At 72.4% G+C, this 14,228-nt stretch carries 18 protein-coding genes; 6 read left to right on the forward strand and 12 right to left on the reverse strand.

Annotated features, from left to right (window positions below):
* The first annotated feature begins 130 nt into the window (after positions 1 to 130).
* From Dac01nite_RS09040 to Dac01nite_RS09065, 6 genes are read left to right on the forward strand one after another with little or no spacing between them, the layout of a single operon-like run.
* Positions 131 to 550: a molybdenum cofactor biosynthesis protein MoaE gene (locus Dac01nite_RS09040; protein ID WP_203656167.1), complete on the forward strand. Its 420-nt coding sequence runs from the start codon at positions 131 to 133 to the stop codon at positions 548 to 550.
* Positions 547 to 1,557, forward strand: coding sequence for a GTP 3',8-cyclase MoaA (gene moaA, locus Dac01nite_RS09045; RefSeq protein ID WP_203656168.1), 1,011 nt, complete (start codon positions 547 to 549; stop codon positions 1,555 to 1,557). Before Dac01nite_RS09040 ends, moaA begins: the two co-directional genes overlap by 4 nt.
* A 39-nt stretch (positions 1,558 to 1,596) precedes the next feature.
* Positions 1,597 to 2,001 carry a TOBE domain-containing protein gene (locus Dac01nite_RS09050; protein WP_239066598.1) on the forward strand — a complete coding sequence of 135 codons (405 nt, stop codon included), beginning with the start codon at positions 1,597 to 1,599 and terminating at the stop codon, positions 1,999 to 2,001.
* Entirely contained in the window at positions 1,998 to 2,738 is a 741-nt protein-coding gene (modA, locus tag Dac01nite_RS09055; protein ID WP_239066599.1) for a molybdate ABC transporter substrate-binding protein, read from the forward strand. Before Dac01nite_RS09050 ends, modA begins: the two co-directional genes overlap by 4 nt.
* Positions 2,739 to 2,746: 8 nt before the next feature.
* Entirely contained in the window at positions 2,747 to 3,517 is a 771-nt protein-coding gene (locus Dac01nite_RS09060; protein ID WP_203656171.1) for an ABC transporter permease, read from the forward strand.
* Complete coding sequence (locus tag Dac01nite_RS09065; RefSeq protein ID WP_203656174.1) at positions 3,514 to 4,542, forward strand: sulfate/molybdate ABC transporter ATP-binding protein; 1,029 nt, start codon at positions 3,514 to 3,516, stop codon at positions 4,540 to 4,542. The genes Dac01nite_RS09060 and Dac01nite_RS09065 overlap by 4 nt, the downstream gene beginning before the upstream one ends.
* A 27-nt stretch (positions 4,543 to 4,569) precedes the next feature.
* Here Dac01nite_RS09065 and Dac01nite_RS09070 read toward each other — a convergent pair whose 3' ends face one another.
* Genes Dac01nite_RS09070 through nirB form a run of 12 tightly spaced genes read right to left on the reverse strand, consistent with a single transcriptional unit; the run spans position 4,570 to position 14,228 of the window.
* On the reverse strand, positions 4,570 to 4,803 hold the full coding sequence (locus Dac01nite_RS09070) for a hypothetical protein (protein ID WP_203656175.1): 234 nt from the start codon (positions 4,801 to 4,803) through the stop codon (positions 4,570 to 4,572).
* 5 nt (positions 4,804 to 4,808) lie between these two features.
* Positions 4,809 to 5,045 (reverse strand): MoaD/ThiS family protein, encoded by a 237-nt coding sequence (locus Dac01nite_RS09075; protein WP_203656180.1) that lies wholly within the window; start codon positions 5,043 to 5,045, stop codon positions 4,809 to 4,811.
* Entirely contained in the window at positions 5,042 to 5,296 is a 255-nt protein-coding gene (locus Dac01nite_RS09080) for a DUF6457 domain-containing protein (protein ID WP_203656181.1), read from the reverse strand. Before Dac01nite_RS09080 ends, Dac01nite_RS09075 begins: the two co-directional genes overlap by 4 nt.
* Positions 5,293 to 5,865 (reverse strand): molybdenum cofactor guanylyltransferase, encoded by a 573-nt coding sequence (gene mobA, locus Dac01nite_RS09085; RefSeq protein WP_203656182.1) that lies wholly within the window; start codon positions 5,863 to 5,865, stop codon positions 5,293 to 5,295. Before mobA ends, Dac01nite_RS09080 begins: the two co-directional genes overlap by 4 nt.
* The gene (gene moaC, locus Dac01nite_RS09090; RefSeq protein ID WP_203656184.1) at positions 5,862 to 6,332 is read right to left on the reverse strand and encodes a cyclic pyranopterin monophosphate synthase MoaC; all 471 of its coding nucleotides are present in this window, start codon (positions 6,330 to 6,332) and stop codon (positions 5,862 to 5,864) included. The genes mobA and moaC overlap by 4 nt, the downstream gene beginning before the upstream one ends.
* The gene (locus tag Dac01nite_RS09095; protein WP_203656186.1) at positions 6,329 to 7,519 is read right to left on the reverse strand and encodes a molybdopterin molybdotransferase MoeA; all 1,191 of its coding nucleotides are present in this window, start codon (positions 7,517 to 7,519) and stop codon (positions 6,329 to 6,331) included. The genes moaC and Dac01nite_RS09095 overlap by 4 nt, the downstream gene beginning before the upstream one ends.
* Positions 7,512 to 8,267 carry a HesA/MoeB/ThiF family protein gene (locus tag Dac01nite_RS09100; RefSeq protein ID WP_203656188.1) on the reverse strand — a complete coding sequence of 252 codons (756 nt, stop codon included), beginning with the start codon at positions 8,265 to 8,267 and terminating at the stop codon, positions 7,512 to 7,514. The genes Dac01nite_RS09095 and Dac01nite_RS09100 overlap by 8 nt, the downstream gene beginning before the upstream one ends.
* The gene (locus tag Dac01nite_RS09105; RefSeq protein WP_203656190.1) at positions 8,248 to 8,937 is read right to left on the reverse strand and encodes a sirohydrochlorin chelatase; all 690 of its coding nucleotides are present in this window, start codon (positions 8,935 to 8,937) and stop codon (positions 8,248 to 8,250) included. Before Dac01nite_RS09105 ends, Dac01nite_RS09100 begins: the two co-directional genes overlap by 20 nt.
* The gene (locus Dac01nite_RS09110; protein WP_275404543.1) at positions 8,934 to 10,049 is read right to left on the reverse strand and encodes a uroporphyrinogen-III synthase; all 1,116 of its coding nucleotides are present in this window, start codon (positions 10,047 to 10,049) and stop codon (positions 8,934 to 8,936) included. The genes Dac01nite_RS09105 and Dac01nite_RS09110 overlap by 4 nt, the downstream gene beginning before the upstream one ends.
* Positions 10,046 to 11,284, reverse strand: coding sequence for a uroporphyrinogen-III C-methyltransferase (gene cobA / locus Dac01nite_RS09115; RefSeq protein ID WP_203656192.1), 1,239 nt, complete (start codon positions 11,282 to 11,284; stop codon positions 10,046 to 10,048). The genes Dac01nite_RS09110 and cobA overlap by 4 nt, the downstream gene beginning before the upstream one ends.
* Positions 11,281 to 11,658, reverse strand: a complete 378-nt coding sequence (gene nirD, locus Dac01nite_RS09120; RefSeq protein WP_203656194.1) for a nitrite reductase small subunit NirD — start codon at positions 11,656 to 11,658, stop codon at positions 11,281 to 11,283. The genes cobA and nirD overlap by 4 nt, the downstream gene beginning before the upstream one ends.
* Positions 11,655 to 14,228 (reverse strand): nitrite reductase large subunit NirB, encoded by a 2,574-nt coding sequence (nirB, locus tag Dac01nite_RS09125; protein ID WP_203656196.1) that lies wholly within the window; start codon positions 14,226 to 14,228, stop codon positions 11,655 to 11,657. Before nirB ends, nirD begins: the two co-directional genes overlap by 4 nt.

The following is a 14,228-nucleotide window of genomic DNA, read 5'->3' on the forward strand; positions in this document are numbered from 1 at the left end:
TCACGGCGGGCGCTGCGCCCGCCGTGATCATCAACCTGCCGGGATCGGAGTCCGGTGCGCGCGATGCGATGGACGTGCTGCTGCCGCTGCTGCCTCACCTGGTCGCCCAGGTCGATGGAGCGGACCACTGATGGCGGTCGCCATCGCGCGCATCGACGCGCAGCCCTTGAGCGCGGACGCGCACATCGACGCCGTGACCAGCGCACGCGACGGCGCGGTCGCGACGTTCATCGGTCAGGTGCGCGACCACGATCCCTCGGTGGAGGGCGCGGTCACGCACCTCGAGTACTCGGCGCACCCGGATGCCGAGGCGACTCTCGCGCGGATCGCGGCCGAGGTCGCCGAGGGAGACGTGACGGTCGCGGTGACGCACAGGATCGGCCTGCTCTCCGTGGGCGACGCCGCGATCATCGCCGCCGCCGCGGCGCCGCATCGAGCCGAGGCCTTCGAGGCGTGCCGCGCCGTGGTGGAGCGGGTCAAGGCGGAGGTGCCCATCTGGAAGCGCGAGGTGCTCGCCGACGGTTCGCACACCTGGGTGGGAGTGTCATGAGCGCGACCCGCCACCCGGGGCTGACGGACAGGTTCGGACGCGAGCATCGCGACCTGCGCATCTCGCTCACGGACCGCTGCTCGTTGCGCTGCACGTACTGCATGCCGGCGGAGGGCGTGCCGTGGCTGCAGCGCGAGACCATGCTCTCGACGGACGAGATGGTGCGCATCGCCCGCGTCGCGGTCGAGATGGGCGTCGACGAGATCCGGCTGACGGGTGGCGAGCCGCTGCTGCGCGCGGACGTGGTCGACGTGGTCGCCCGCCTCGCGAGTCTCGAGGGGCCGGGAGGACGACCTGAGCTGTCGCTGACCACGAACGCGCTGCGGCTGCCGGCACTCGCCTCGCAGTTGCGCGACGCGGGGCTCGAGCGCGTCAACATCTCGCTCGACACCCTGGATCGCGCGCGCTTCCACGAGCTGACGCGTCGCGACAAGCTGGTCGAGACGCTCGCAGGCATCGCCGCCGCCGACGCCGCGGGACTGTCCCCCATCAAGATCAACGCCGTCGCGATGCGCGGGGTCAACGACGACGAGATCGTCGACCTCACGCAGTTCTGCGTGGACCACGGCTACCAGATGCGCTTCATCGAGCAGATGCCTCTGGACGCGGGCCACACGTGGGATCGACAGGAGATGGTGACAGGCGAGGAGATCCTCGCGCAGCTGACCGAGCACTGGACCCTCACCGAACGAGGCGACCGCGGCGCCGCCCCTGCGCAGGTGTGGGACATCGAGGGCACGGATGCGTCGGTGGGCGTGATCGCGTCCGTCACCCGGCCGTTCTGCGGGACGTGCGACCGTGTGCGCCTGACGGCCGACGGCCAGCTGCGAGCGTGCCTGTTCGCGCGTCAGGAGTCCGACCTGCGCGCCCTGATGCGCGGGGGCGCCGATGACGCCGCGCTCGCCGACGCGGTCGCCGCGTGTCTCCAGCTCAAGCAGCCGGGCCATGACATCGACGATCCGAGCTTCCTGCAGCCGGACAGGCCGATGAGCGCCATCGGAGGTTGACAGCGACGACTCCGCAGATGCGGCGCTAAAATGACTTCTATGCCGCATCTGCGAATCTCCGAGGCTGCGAGTCTGGTGGGGGTGTCAGACGACACCGTCCGCCGCTGGATCGATGCCGAGTCCATCGCCACCGTCCCCGACGCGGCGGGTCGCGCGCTCGTGAGCGGCGAGGACGTCGCGCGCTTCGCGCAGCAGCGCTCTCACGCCGCCACGGATGGCTCCGGCGTCGCACGCTCGGCGCGCAATCAGTTCGTGGGCCTCGTCACGACCGTGACGTCAGACGCCGTGATGAGCCAGGTCGAGCTGCAATGCGGACCGCACCGGGTGGTGTCGCTCATGAGCACCGAGGCGGTGCGCGACCTGCGCCTCGAGCCCGGCACGGTCGCCACCGCCGTGGTCAAGGCGACCACGGTGATCGTGGAGCGTGCGCGGGAGACCACGTGAGCCGTGCGGCAGCCGCCGTCGCGGCGGCGGCCGTGGCCGTGGGGCTCACCGGATGCGCGAGCGCCGATGCGCGCCACGAGCTCACGGTCTACGCGGCGGCATCGCTCACGGAGCCGTTCGGGGAGCTCGAGGCCGGCTTCGAGGCCGCACACCCGGACGTCGAGGTGACAGTCGTGCACGGCGGCTCGTCGAGCCTTGCAGCGCAGATCCTCGAGGGCGCCCCGGCGGACGTCTTCGCGTCCGCGGACGAGGCTCAGATGCGCGTCGCCGCACCCGAGATCTCAGGCGAGCCTGTCGTGTTCGCGACCAACACGCTCACGATCGCGGTGCCTCGTGGCAACCCCGCCGGCATCGCGGGCCTCGACGACCTCGCCGACGGGAGCGTGGTGAGCGTGATCTGCGCCCCGCAGGTGCCCTGCGGGGCGGCGACGCTCACTCTCGCGCAGTCCGCAGGCCTCACGCTGCGTCCCGCGTCACAGGAGGGCTCCGTGACGGATGTGCTGGGCAAGGTCGCGACGGGCCAGGCCGATGCCGGGGTCGTGTACGCGACGGATGTCCTGCGTGAGCCAGCGGTCGCGGCCGTCGACATCGACGGCGCGCACGCCGTGATCAGCCGCTACCCCATCGCCACGACGGCGCGCGCGGAGGACAGCGCGCTCGCTGGGGCGTTCGTCGACTACGTCACCGGGCCGCACGGGCGGGCACTGCTCGCGGACGCAGGGTTCGGTGCTCCGTGACGGGCGCGATGCCACGCTGGATGCTCCCGCTCGCGCTCGTGGGGGCCGCGCTCATCGCTGTTCCGCTGCTCGCGACGCTGCTGCGCCTGGACTGGTCGCGCGCCCCCCAGCTGCTGAGCTCCCCTGCTGCGCTGGACGCGCTTTCGCTCAGCCTGCGAACCGCCGCCGCCGCCACCATCCTGTGCGTGCTGCTCGGGGTGCCGCTGGGCTACGCGCTGGCGCAGTGGCGCTCACGCCTGCAGCCCACCGTGCGAGCGCTGATCCTGGCTCCGCTCGTGCTCCCGCCCGTCGTGGGGGGCCTCGCGCTCCTGTACGCCTTCGGGCGCCGCGGGCTCCTGGGCGAGAGCCTGCACGCGCTCGGCATCGAGATCGCCTTCTCGACCGCCGCAGTGGTGGTCGCTCAGACCTTCGTCGCGCTGCCCTTCATGGTGCTGGCGGTCGAGTCGTCGGTAGGCGCCCTCACCGGTCATCACGAGTCGCTGTCCGCGACGCTGGGCGCGAGCCGCACCACCACGCTGCGGCACGTGACCCTGCCCGCGCTGCGCCCAGCCCTCATCACCGGCACCGTCCTGGTGTTCGCGCGGGCGCTCGGCGAGTTCGGCGCCACGCTCACGTTCGCGGGCTCGCTGCCCGGCGTGACGCGCACGCTGCCTCTCGAGATCTACCTCCAGCGCGAGAGCGACGCGGACGCCGCCGTCGCGCTCGCCGTGATGCTGGTGGCCCTCGCGGTCACCGTGGTGGCGCTCGCCTACCGTCCGCTGGCCAGGAGGGCGCCGTGAGCCTCGACGCCCGCATCAGCGTTGACGAGCGCGGCGTCGACGCGGCGCTGACCGTCCCGCACGGCGAGACGCTCGCGCTGCTCGGACCCAATGGCTCCGGGAAGTCAACGGTGCTGGCCGCCATCGCCGGGACCCTGCGACCGCAGCGGGGACATGCGCGGCTGGACGAGCGCACTCTGCACGCGCTCGACCGAGACATGCCAGCGCAGTGGCGGCATCCGCGCGAACGACGCATCGGCCTGGTGACGCAGCGCGCGGACCTGTTCCCCGCGCTGCCCGTGATCGACAACATCGCCTACGGACTGCGGGCGCGGGGGCTGTCGCGCGGTCACGCACGCGAGGAGGCACGGTCGTGGCTCGCGCGCGCGGACCTGCTGGGGCTGGCGGACCGCCGCCCGACCACACTGTCCGCGGGGCAGGCCCGCCGCGTGGCGATCGTGCGGGCGCTCGCGGCGCAACCCGACGCCCTCATGCTCGACGAGCCGTTCGCCGGCGTCGACGTCGAGGCGGCGCAGCAGTTGCGCGCGCTGGTGGCGGAGCAGACCCGGTCGATCACCACCGTGATCGCCACCCACGAGGTGCTCGACGCTCATCTGCTGGCGTCGCAGGTGGCGGTGCTGGCCGGCGGCGCCGTGGTGGAGGCGGGCTCCACCGCAACCGTGCTGACACGGCCGCGCACGGAGTTCGCCGCCGCGATGGCAGGACGGATCCTGCTGCGCGGCGAGGCGCAGGACGGCGCGCTCGTCACGCCCGACGGCGCGCGCCTGCCGGCGAATACCAGCGAGGTGGCTCGGGGCGCGAGCGCGCTCGTCGCCATCAGTCCTCTCGAGGTGCGCATCGCCACCGCGGGCCAGCGGGCAGACCTCACCGACACGGTGCGGCTGCTCGAGCCGCGCGGGGACCTGGTGCGCGTGACCGGCGCCACGCTCGCGGCGGACGTGGCGCCGCATCAGGCGGCAGGGCTGGCTGTGGGCGCAGACGTGGGCTGGCGCGTCACCGCTCCGCCGGTCGCCTACGCCGCATGAGCGCCCGGCATCACCGACCGCCACCACTCACGGGTCGATGCCGATCGCGAGACGTGCCTCGTCGCCATCACGAGACACGGTCGCCTTGTGCGCGTCCTTGCGCACGAGCGTCCAGCCCTCCTCCTCGAGTCGCCGCACGGCATCCCGAAGCTCAAGGGCGGGGAAGGACGTCGAGGCCACGCTGATCGCGTCAGCGCTGCCCCCGCACGCTCCAGAGACGGAGCCCGAGAGCTCGAGGCGCTGCGGCCGGGCGGCACGCACGCACGTCATCCGCCCGCGAAGGGAGGCAGCACGTCCACCAGCTGGCCGTCGAGCACATGATCATCGTCCACCCGGCGGCCACCCACGACGACTGCGCACTGACGCAGCACGCGCTCCAGGCCCTCGCCGTGGCGATCCGCCAGCAGCGCACGCAGGTCGCCGACGGTGGCGGCGTCCACCTCGGTGGACTCGGTTCCAGCGGCCTCCGCGGCGGCGGCGAACAGCCGCACGGTCGCCGTCATCCAGGCATCTCCTCGACCCAGGTGCGGGCGAGCTCGCTCGCCGTGGCCGAAGCCTCCTCCGCGCTCACGTCCCCTACGGCCACCGCGTAGCCGATGAGGAAGGTGGTCAGGGGCGCCGCCGGGCGTGCCACAGCGTGGGCGGCGTCGCGTGCGACGTCGAGCAGCGCCTCCACGTCCACGGTCGCCGTGTCGATGCCGAGCTCGCCGGCGAGGGCCTCGACCCACGCCTCGAGCTGAGTGGTGGTGCTCATGTCGACTCCTCTCGCAGCACCCTCACATCGTCCCAGGTGTCCGCGTCTCGCGCGGCCTCACCCACGGGAACCTCTGTCATCCGCAGTGCGGACGTGAGGACGCGCATCGATGCGCCATGAGGATCGCCGACGCACCCGAGGGCACGCTGGAGGGCGACGCGCCCGTACACGGCCAGCAGGGGTTGGAACCGGCCGGAGGAGTCGACGCCCCACGCGCCGTCAGCCACCGTCAGGCCGTTCACCGCCTTCGCCATCAGCGCGGGCGCCACGGACGCGGCCCGCGGCATGTCGCACGCGAGCACGAGCACCAGGTCCGCGTCATCGGGCAGGGCCGCGACGCCGGCTGCCAAGCCGGCCACCGGTCCCCCGCCGGGCGGATCCTCGCGAGTCCACAGCACCTCTTGCCGCCGTTCGTCTCGCGGCCCCACGACCACCACGTCGCGGCATCCGGCCGTCGCCTCCAGGGCACGGTCCAGCAAGGTCGAGTCGCCGATGGTCAGCGCCGCCTTGTCGACCCCGCCCAGCCTCGACCCCTCGCCGCCCGTGAGGATGATCGCATCGACGATCATGGGCGCGTCCAGGTGCCGGACTTTCCACCCTCTTTCGACAGCAGCCGCACCTCGCGAATCGACGTGGCCTTGTCGATGCCCTTGACCATGTCGACGACGTTGAGCGCCGCGACGGATGCCGCCGTGAGCGCCTCCATCTCGACTCCGGTCCGGTCCGCGGTCGACGCGCGGGCAACGATGCGCACGCCCTCGTCCTCGACGCTCGCGTCGACGCTCACGCCGTGGACCCCGATCACGTGCGCGAGCGGCAGCAGCTCGGGCGTGCGCTTGGCGGCGGCGATGCCCGCGATACGGGCCACGGCCAGCACGTCGCCCTTGGGCACCGACCCGTCGCGCAGCGCCGCGATCACCTCCGGGGCACACGCCACGAACGCCTCGGCCGTCGCCGTACGCACCGTGGGCTGCTTGTGCGTCACATCGACCATGCGCGCGTGGCCCGCGCCATCCAGGTGCGTGAACTCGCTCATCCGTCCCACCTCACGATCCTCACCGTAGCGCCCGGCTCCACCTGGTCGACGCCAGCGGCCACGTCCGCGAGCGCCTGGGCGCGGGCGAGGCTTGCGATCAGGTGCGAGCCCGAGCCGCCCGCGGTGGCAGGCGCCACGGTGCCACGCGACACGAACCGCACGGGCATGAACTGGCGGCGGCCCTGGGGCGTGCGCCAGCCTGACGCGGCGACGGCCGTCTCCCCTGCATCGGCCGTATCGAGGCCGCGCAGGCGGCGGATCATGGGCGCCACGATCACCGCGAAGCTCACGAGCACGCTGACAGGATTGCCGGGCAGGCACGCGATGGGCGTGCCCTCGAAGCGGCCTAGGCCCTGCGGCTTGCCCGGCTGCATCGCGACTGCCGAGAACTCGACGCCGCGATCCGCCAGCGCCGCCTTCACCACGTCATACGCGCCCACCGAGACTCCGCCGGTGGTGACGATCAGGTCCGCGTCCACGCCGCTCAGGCGCTCGAGCAGCTGCTCAGGCCGGTCGCCCACGCGCTCGAGGAGCACGGGCACCGCACCGGCCTCGCGCACCAGCCCCTCAAGCAGCACGGCGTTCGAGTCATGAATCTGTCCCGGACCCAACCGCGCGCCGGCATCCACGAGCTCGTCGCCGGTCGCGAGCACGGCGACGCGCGGCGCGCTCACCGTGGGGACCTGCGCCACTCCCACGGCCGCGAGCGCGGCGATCCTGGTCGCGGTGAGGACCTCACCGCGCGACAGGACCACGTCGCCCGGCAACGCATCCTCGCCTGCACGACGCACGTGGCGCCCGGACTCGCTCGCCGCGAGCACGCTCACCGTGTCGAGGGCGCCGTCCGTGTGCTCGACGGGCACGATCGCGTCCGCGCCCACCGGCACAGGTGCCCCGGTCATGATCCGCCAGGCCGATGCGGGCGGCAAGGTCGCCGGCGCGGCGCCCGCCGCGCTCTCTCCGGCCACTGGCAGGCGCACCGGGTGAGCCGCGGTGGCGCCGACCACCTCGGCAGCGCGCACGGCGTAGCCGTCCATCGCAGAGTTGTCGAAGGGCGGGCTGGGCACCTGTGCTTCCTGGTCGCTCGCCGCGACCGTGCCGAACGCCTCCCGCAGCGGCAGCGTCACGGGCGCAAGAGTCGAGACCAGCGCCGTCGCCTCAGCGACGTGCGCGTCGACCTCACGCACGTGCGCGGCCGTCCTCCCGCTCGCGGACGGGGGCGAGAGCGATCTCACGCCACCTCCCGGTGCGCGCGTCGACGACGGCGAGCGTCCCGGCGAGCGTGCTGCCCGTGCCCGAGACGATCTTGAGCGCCTCGGTGGCGAGCGCGGCGCCCACCTGGCCGCACAGCGTGCCCAGCACGGCGCCCCCCTCGCAGGAGTCAAGGTCCTCGCCGGGCTGCTCCGGGAACAGCGCGCGCATGCGAGACTCGCGGGTGAAGACGGTGACCTGCCCGTGCCAGCCGCTCACCGCGCCCCAGGCGACGGGGATGTCCAGCTCCGCCGCGGCATCGGCGATCACGTGGCGAGCGGCGAAGGTGTCCGTGCCGTCCACGATCACGTCGTGGCCCGCCAGCAGCTCGCGAGCGTTGTGCTCGTCCACGCGGCGCAGCATCGGCCGCACGTCGACGCCGGGCGCGATCAGCCGGAGCGCGCCCACGGCGGCGTGCACCTTGGGCCTGCCCACCGCGTCCGGCCCGAAGAGGATCTGCCGATGCAGGTTGGTCACGGACACGTGATCGGAGTCGATCAGAGTCAGCCTGCCCACGCCCGCCGCAGCGAGGTACTGGGCCGCCGGGCAGCCCAGTCCGCCCACCCCCACGAGCACCACCGAGGCGCCGGAGAGCGCGCGTTGACCAGCCGCTCCGAATCCCGTGAGGGCGCGCTGGCGCACGAACGGGTCAGGTGCGCGCGACTCAGGGCTCGAGGGCGTCATGGAAGCGATCCGAGATGATCTCCAGCAGCGTGGGATGCGGCGCCAACGGGCCCGTCACGTAGTCAGCGCCGGCCTCGTGCAGGCGCTGCTGGAACAGTCCGGGGGCGAGGAGGTAGGACGCGACGGCCACCACGCCATCCTCGCCGAACTCGCGGGCGGATGCCACCGCGTCCGCGACCGAGGGTGAGGGGCCGGCGGCGAAGCCGATGCGCACCGGACCGTTCCAGTGCTCGCGCAGCATGTCCGCTGCCAGCTCCGTGTCCGCCTGCGACCGAGGATCGGAGGAGCCCGCAGCGGCGAGCACCACCGTCGCATCGTGCGGCACACCCTCGCGGTCGAGGCGTTCGAGCACGATCTGCAGCAGACGAGGATCCGGGCCCAGCGCCGGCGCAGACCGCACGTCCGTGCGCCCCTCCACCGCCTCCGCGATGTCCACGTACACGTGGTACCCGCCCGCCAGGAGGATGGGCACCACCACCGCCGCCACACCCTCGGGCCGCGTCGCGATGTCGCCGATCACCGCATCGATCTTGGGCTCCTGCACGTCGACGTAGGCCTCGCGGACCTCGATGTCCATCGCGGTGCGCAGCTCGTCAAGGAGGTCGCGGATGGTCTGCTGGCCCGCATCGGCGCGGGTGCCGTGGGCGCACCCGATGAGGATCGCGCTCATGACGCGGTCACCGCGAGCGCATAGCCGCGCTTGACGACGGTCCTGACCAACGAACGGGACCCTGAGTTCTCGCGCAGACGATTGATGGCGGCCTCCACGGCGTGAGGCCCGGTCTGCGCACCGGGCAGGATCTCCCCCAGCTGCTCACGCGTGAGCACGTTGCCGCCGGCCTTCGCGAGCGCGCGCAGCAGCTCGAGACCGGTGGGGGTCAGTGGCAGCACCCGGCCGTCCAGCACCGCCGCTCCGGCCCGCATCACGAGCTGGCCGTCCGGGGTGCAGATCGACGCGGAGTTCTCGCTGTAGTGCTTCACCAGCTCGCGCACGAGCGCCCCGAGCCTCCAGCGGTCGGGATACGACGTGACCAGCCCCGCATCCTCGAGCGGGGATGCGGTGATCGGACCCACGGACGCGAGGACCAGGTCGCCCGCGGCGGCCCGTGCGCGGACCGCGTCGAAGACGCCGGCCTCACGCACTCCCGAGATCCAGGCCTCCGCACCGGGAGCAGACGTGAACAGCACGGCGTCGACCGCGCCCGACGCGGCGAGGTCGATCCATTCGCGGTGCGGCTCGGGGTCCAGCGGCGGCCCCCAGCCATAGATCACGAGCGACTGCACCGTCGCGCCTGCGGCAACGAACGCCTCGTCCAGGCCGTCGGAGCCGTTGCCGTGATGCTGCACCGCGATGCGCAGCCCCTCCACGCCCTCCGCCAGCAGGAAGTCGCGCAGCTCCGCGGCGGTCTCGGTCTCCGCGACCCAGTCCGCCTCGAGGCCGTTCTGCTGGATAGCGCCGCGGGCCTTGGGTCCACGGGCGATCAGCCGCGCGCGGGACATCACCGCGAGCAGCTCCTCGGCAAGGCCGGCGGCGTCCGCGGCCTCGACCCAGCCGCGAAACCCGATTCCCGTGGTGGCGACCACGATGTCCGGCGGCTGCTCGATGAGAGCACGGGTGTCCGCGATCAGCTGCGCGTCGTCCAGGTGCGAGACGGTCGACAGCGCGGGAGCGAACCTCACCTCAGCGCCACGGCGCTCGAGGGCGGCTGCGAGCTCGCGCTTGCGGCGGTCTGCCGTGATCACCATGACGCATCCGGCGAGCGGCTCCCCCACATGGCTCACGTCCTGGCCTCCCCTGCCGGATCCGGCGTCGCGGCCAGCGCTCCGGCGAGCAGTCCTGGCCTGGCGACCTCACCGACGACGATAATGGCAGGAGGTTTCACCCCTGTTTCGCTGCAGATACGAACAATGTCCTCGAACGTCCCCCGCGTGACGCGCTCGCGCGCCGTGGTCCCGTTCTCGACGATCGCGATGGGCGTGTCGACGGCGCAGCCCGCGTCGAGAGCAGCGTCGACGATGTCCGGCAGAGCGCTCACACCCATGAGGATCACCACGGTCGCGCCGGCGGCCATCGCGGCGATCGTCGCCTGATCGGCACCCGCGTGACCCGTCGTCACCAGCAGCGACGTGGACACGCCGCGCTGCGTCACCGGGATGCCTGCGCGCGCGGGCACCGCGAGCGCGGAGGTGATGCCCGGCACCACCTCGACGTCGATCCCCGCCTCGATGCAGGCGTGCACCTCCTCGCCGCCACGCCCGAACACGTAGGGATCGCCGCCCTTGAGCCGCACCACCGTCTTGCCTGCCCGCGCGCGGTCCACCAGGATCGCGTTGATCTCGTGCTGCGGCACCGGGTGATTGTCGGGGCTCTTGCCCACGTTCACCACCTCGACGTCGTAGGGCACCGTGACGAGCAGCTCGGTGGCGCCCAGCCGGTCGGTGACCACCACGTCGGCCTCCGCCAGCGCCTGGCGACCGCGGACGGTGATGAGGCCGGGATCGCCAGGGCCGGATCCGACGAGGATGACGCGGCCGGCACCAGGGCGGCGCCGCCGCAGATCCACCTCGCCGGCGTCCAGGTGCGCCGCCACGGCGTCCCGCACGGCCCTGATGCGGCCGGGATCAGGGGTGTCGAGCGAGATGACGCCCACCGCCAGGTCGCCGTGCTTGGAGGTAGCGGCCTGGCGCGCCGACCCCTTGGACGCATCCGAGGCGTCGATGCACCACACGCGGCGCTCGTGAGCCCACTGCGCGATGGCGTCGTTCAGGGTGGCGTCGTCGGTCGCCGCGAGCACGAACCATGCGTCGTCGAGGTCCGCGGCGACGATCCCGCGTCTCTCGACGGCGATGTCGCCGTGCGCGGCATGCCGCTCGAGGTCCGCCGAGAGCTCGGGCGCGACCACCGTCACCTGCGCACCCTCGGACACGAACCGGCGTACGCGGCGCGACGCGACCGCACCGCCCCCCGCGACCACGACGGCGCGCCCGTGAAGCTCCAGCCCGAAGAGTGCCGTCATTCAGTACCTGCCAGGTCGATGAACACCTGGCCATTGTCGAGGGTGAGGGGGTACACGGCCAAGTCGGGCGACATCCCGGGCCTCGGCGCCTTGTCCATGGTCGCCAGGCACTCGCCGGTGAGAAGCGAGAAGACCTGCTTGTACAGGGGCGAGGCGATGGTGGGCACGTCGCCACGCGAGCCGGTGATCCCGCGCGACAGCACGTACGCACCGGAGAACGGGCACAGGTTCTGCACGGCGTGGATGGAGCCGTCCGCGAGACGGAAGATCGCGACCTGGACATCGCCCACCAGTGCCGCCACGCCCAGCTCCGGGGTGAGGCGGTCGTAGTCGCACAGGTACTGGGTGGTGACGGCCGATGCGGCGGTGGTCATGAGCGGACCTCCAGGGTGGACGGGGCGATCAGCACGGCGCCGGAGGCGCGTTCGGCAGGCGTGGCCGGGCGGCGCTGGCCGCGCTGCTCCACGTACGCGAGCGACGGATCCGGCTGGTCGGGGGCGTTGACGAAGCTGGTGAACTGCTTGAGACGCTCCGGGTCGTTCAGCACCGCGGCCCATTCGTCCTCGTAGGTGTCGATGTGGCGCGCCATGTGCTCGTCGAGGTCCGCGCAGATGCCCAGCGAGTCCTCCATAATGACCTGCCGGATGGCCTCGAGGCCGCCCTCGTGCTCCTCCTGCCACGGGGCGGTGCGCTGCAACCGGTCCGCGGTGCGGATGTAGTACATGAGGTAGCGGTCGATCACCTGGAACACCGTGGCATCGTCCACGTCCTCGACCAGCAGCTGAGCGTGCCTGGGCGTGAAGCCGCCGTTGCCGCCCACGTACACGTTCCAGCCGTTGTCGGTGGCGATCACTCCCACGTCCTTGCCGCGCGCCTCCGCGCACTCGCGGGCGCAGCCGGACACTCCGAGCTTGATCTTGTGAGGGCTGCGCAGGCCTCGGTACCGCAGCTCGAGCGCGATGGCCATGCCTACCGAGTCCTGCACGCCGTAGCGGCACCAGTCGGATCCCACGCAGCTCTTCACCGTGCGCAGCGACTTGCCGTACGCATGGCCCGATTCCATGCCCGCGTCCACCAGCCGCTTCCAGATGCCGGGCAGCTGGTCCAGGCGCGCGCCGAACATGTCGATGCGCTGGCCGCCCGTGATCTTGGTGTAGAGCCCGTAGTCCTGCGCGATCTGGCCGATGAGGATGAGGTGCTCCGGCAGGATCTCGCCGCCCGGCACGCGCGGCACCACCGAGTAGGTGCCGTCCTTCTGCATGTTGGCCATCACTCGGTCGTTCGTGTCCTGCAGCGCGGCGCGGTCCTGCGCCAGCACGTGCTCGTTGTACAGGCTCGCGAGGATGGACCCGATGGCGGGCTTGCACAGGTCGCAGCCGCGGCCGGTGCCGAACCGCTCGATGATCTCGGAGAAGGTGCGCAGCGCGGAGACCTGGATCGCGCTGAACAGCTGGGCGCGCGACATGCCGAAGTGCTCGCACAGCGCGTTCGAGATCTCGATGCCGGACTTCTCGAGCTCGTCCCCCACGATCTTCTTGACCAGCGGCAGGCAGGAGCCGCAGGAGGTGCCGGCCTTGGTGCACGCCTTCACGCCCGCCAGATCGGTGCAGCCGTGCTCGGTGACGGCTCCGCGGATCGCGCCCGCGCTGACGTTGTTGCACGAGCACACGCCGGCGGCATCCGGCAGCTCGATGTTGGGTCCTTCGACGGAGCCCTCGGGCAGCAGCCAGCCCGCAGGGTCGCCGCCGAGCTCGGACCCCACGAGCGGTCGCAGCGACGCGTACGCGCTGGCGTCCCCCACGAGGATGCCGCCCAGCAGCGTGCGGGCGTCGTCCGTGACCACCAGCTTCTTGTAGACGCCCGCGACCGGGTCCGCATAGGTGAGCTCCAGCGCACCGGGAGTGGTCGCGAAGGCGTCGCCGAAGGACGCGACGTCCACGCCCAGCAGCTTGAGCTTGGCGGAGGTGTCCGCACCCGGGAACGTCGACTGCCCGCCCAGCAGCCGGTCCACGGCGATCTCGGCCATGGTGTTGCCCGGCGCGATGAGGCCGATGCACGCGCCCTGGATGCAGGCGACCTCGCCGATCGCGCTGATGGCGGGGTCCTCCGTCAGGCAGGTGTCGTCGACCACGACGCCGCCGCGCTCGCCGATGCCCAGCCCTGCGGAGCGGCCCAGCTCGTCACGCGGGCGCACGCCGGTCGCGAACACCACCACGTCCACCAGCTGCTCGCCGCCGTCCGCGAACGTCAGACGGCCCGCGCGGCCGGCCTTGTCCGGCTTGATGGCCTTGGTGGCGGTGCTGCAGCGCACCGTAACGCCCAGGTTCTCGATGAGCCGGCTGAGCGCCTGCCCGCCACCCTCGTCGACCTGGAGGTTCATCAGCCGGTCGGCGAACTGGATCACGGTGCTGGTGGCACCGAGCTCCTGCAGCGCCCCGGCGGCCTCGAGGCCCAGCAGGCCGCCGCCGATCACGGCGCCGCGCACGGGCCTGCGCAGCTCCTTGGCTCGCTGCTCCACGTAGATGCGCAGCGCCGCCACGTCGTCGATGGTGCGATACACGAACACCCCGGGCAGCTCCGCGCCCTCCATGGGCGGACTCCAGGCGTAGGAGCCGGTCGCGAGCACCAGGTGGTCGTACGGGTAGGTGCGACCGTGCTTGTCCGTCACCGTGCGAGCCTCGCGGTCGATGCCCTCCACTCGGGCGTCTCGCTCGAGCCGCACGCGCGGGTCCTCCCACAGCGCGGGGTCACCGAGCGCGAGGTCCTCCGGATCGCGGCCGGTGAAGTAGCTGGTGAGCGCCACGCGATCGTACGGAGCGCGCGGCTCCTCCGCGAGCACCGTGACCGCGTAGCGGCCCTCGGCGTCACGATCGCGCATGGCCTCGGCGAAGCGGTGTGCGACCATGCCGCCGCCCACGACGACGATCTGCTGGATGTCCGTCAT

Origin of the sequence: Demequina activiva, from assembly GCF_016862815.1 — a bacterium.
Lineage (GTDB): Bacteria > Actinomycetota > Actinomycetes > Actinomycetales > Demequinaceae > Demequina > Demequina activiva.

Bases quoted from the DNA above. Each gene is read 5' to 3' on its own strand.
- Dac01nite_RS09040 (WP_203656167.1), top strand. From the start codon at position 131: ATGGCGGTCGCCATCGCGCGCATCGACGCGCAGCCCTTGAGCGCGGAC.
- moaA (WP_203656168.1), top strand. From the start codon at position 547: ATGAGCGCGACCCGCCACCCGGGGCTGACGGACAGGTTCGGACGCGAG.
- Dac01nite_RS09050 (WP_239066598.1), top strand. From the start codon at position 1,597: ATGCCGCATCTGCGAATCTCCGAGGCTGCGAGTCTGGTGGGGGTGTCA.
- Dac01nite_RS09060 (WP_203656171.1), top strand. From the start codon at position 2,747: ATGCCACGCTGGATGCTCCCGCTCGCGCTCGTGGGGGCCGCGCTCATC.
- Dac01nite_RS09075 (WP_203656180.1), bottom strand. From the start codon at position 5,045: ATGACGGCGACCGTGCGGCTGTTCGCCGCCGCCGCGGAGGCCGCTGGA.
- Dac01nite_RS09080 (WP_203656181.1), bottom strand. From the start codon at position 5,296: ATGAGCACCACCACTCAGCTCGAGGCGTGGGTCGAGGCCCTCGCCGGC.
- mobA (WP_203656182.1), bottom strand. From the start codon at position 5,865: ATGATCGTCGATGCGATCATCCTCACGGGCGGCGAGGGGTCGAGGCTG.
- moaC (WP_203656184.1), bottom strand. From the start codon at position 6,332: ATGAGCGAGTTCACGCACCTGGATGGCGCGGGCCACGCGCGCATGGTC.
- Dac01nite_RS09100 (WP_203656188.1), bottom strand. From the start codon at position 8,267: ATGACGCCCTCGAGCCCTGAGTCGCGCGCACCTGACCCGTTCGTGCGC.
- Dac01nite_RS09105 (WP_203656190.1), bottom strand. From the start codon at position 8,937: ATGAGCGCGATCCTCATCGGGTGCGCCCACGGCACCCGCGCCGATGCG.
- cobA (WP_203656192.1), bottom strand. From the start codon at position 11,284: ATGACGGCACTCTTCGGGCTGGAGCTTCACGGGCGCGCCGTCGTGGTC.
- nirD (WP_203656194.1), bottom strand. From the start codon at position 11,658: ATGACCACCGCCGCATCGGCCGTCACCACCCAGTACCTGTGCGACTAC.
- nirB (WP_203656196.1), bottom strand. From the start codon at position 14,228: ATGACGGACATCCAGCAGATCGTCGTCGTGGGCGGCGGCATGGTCGCA.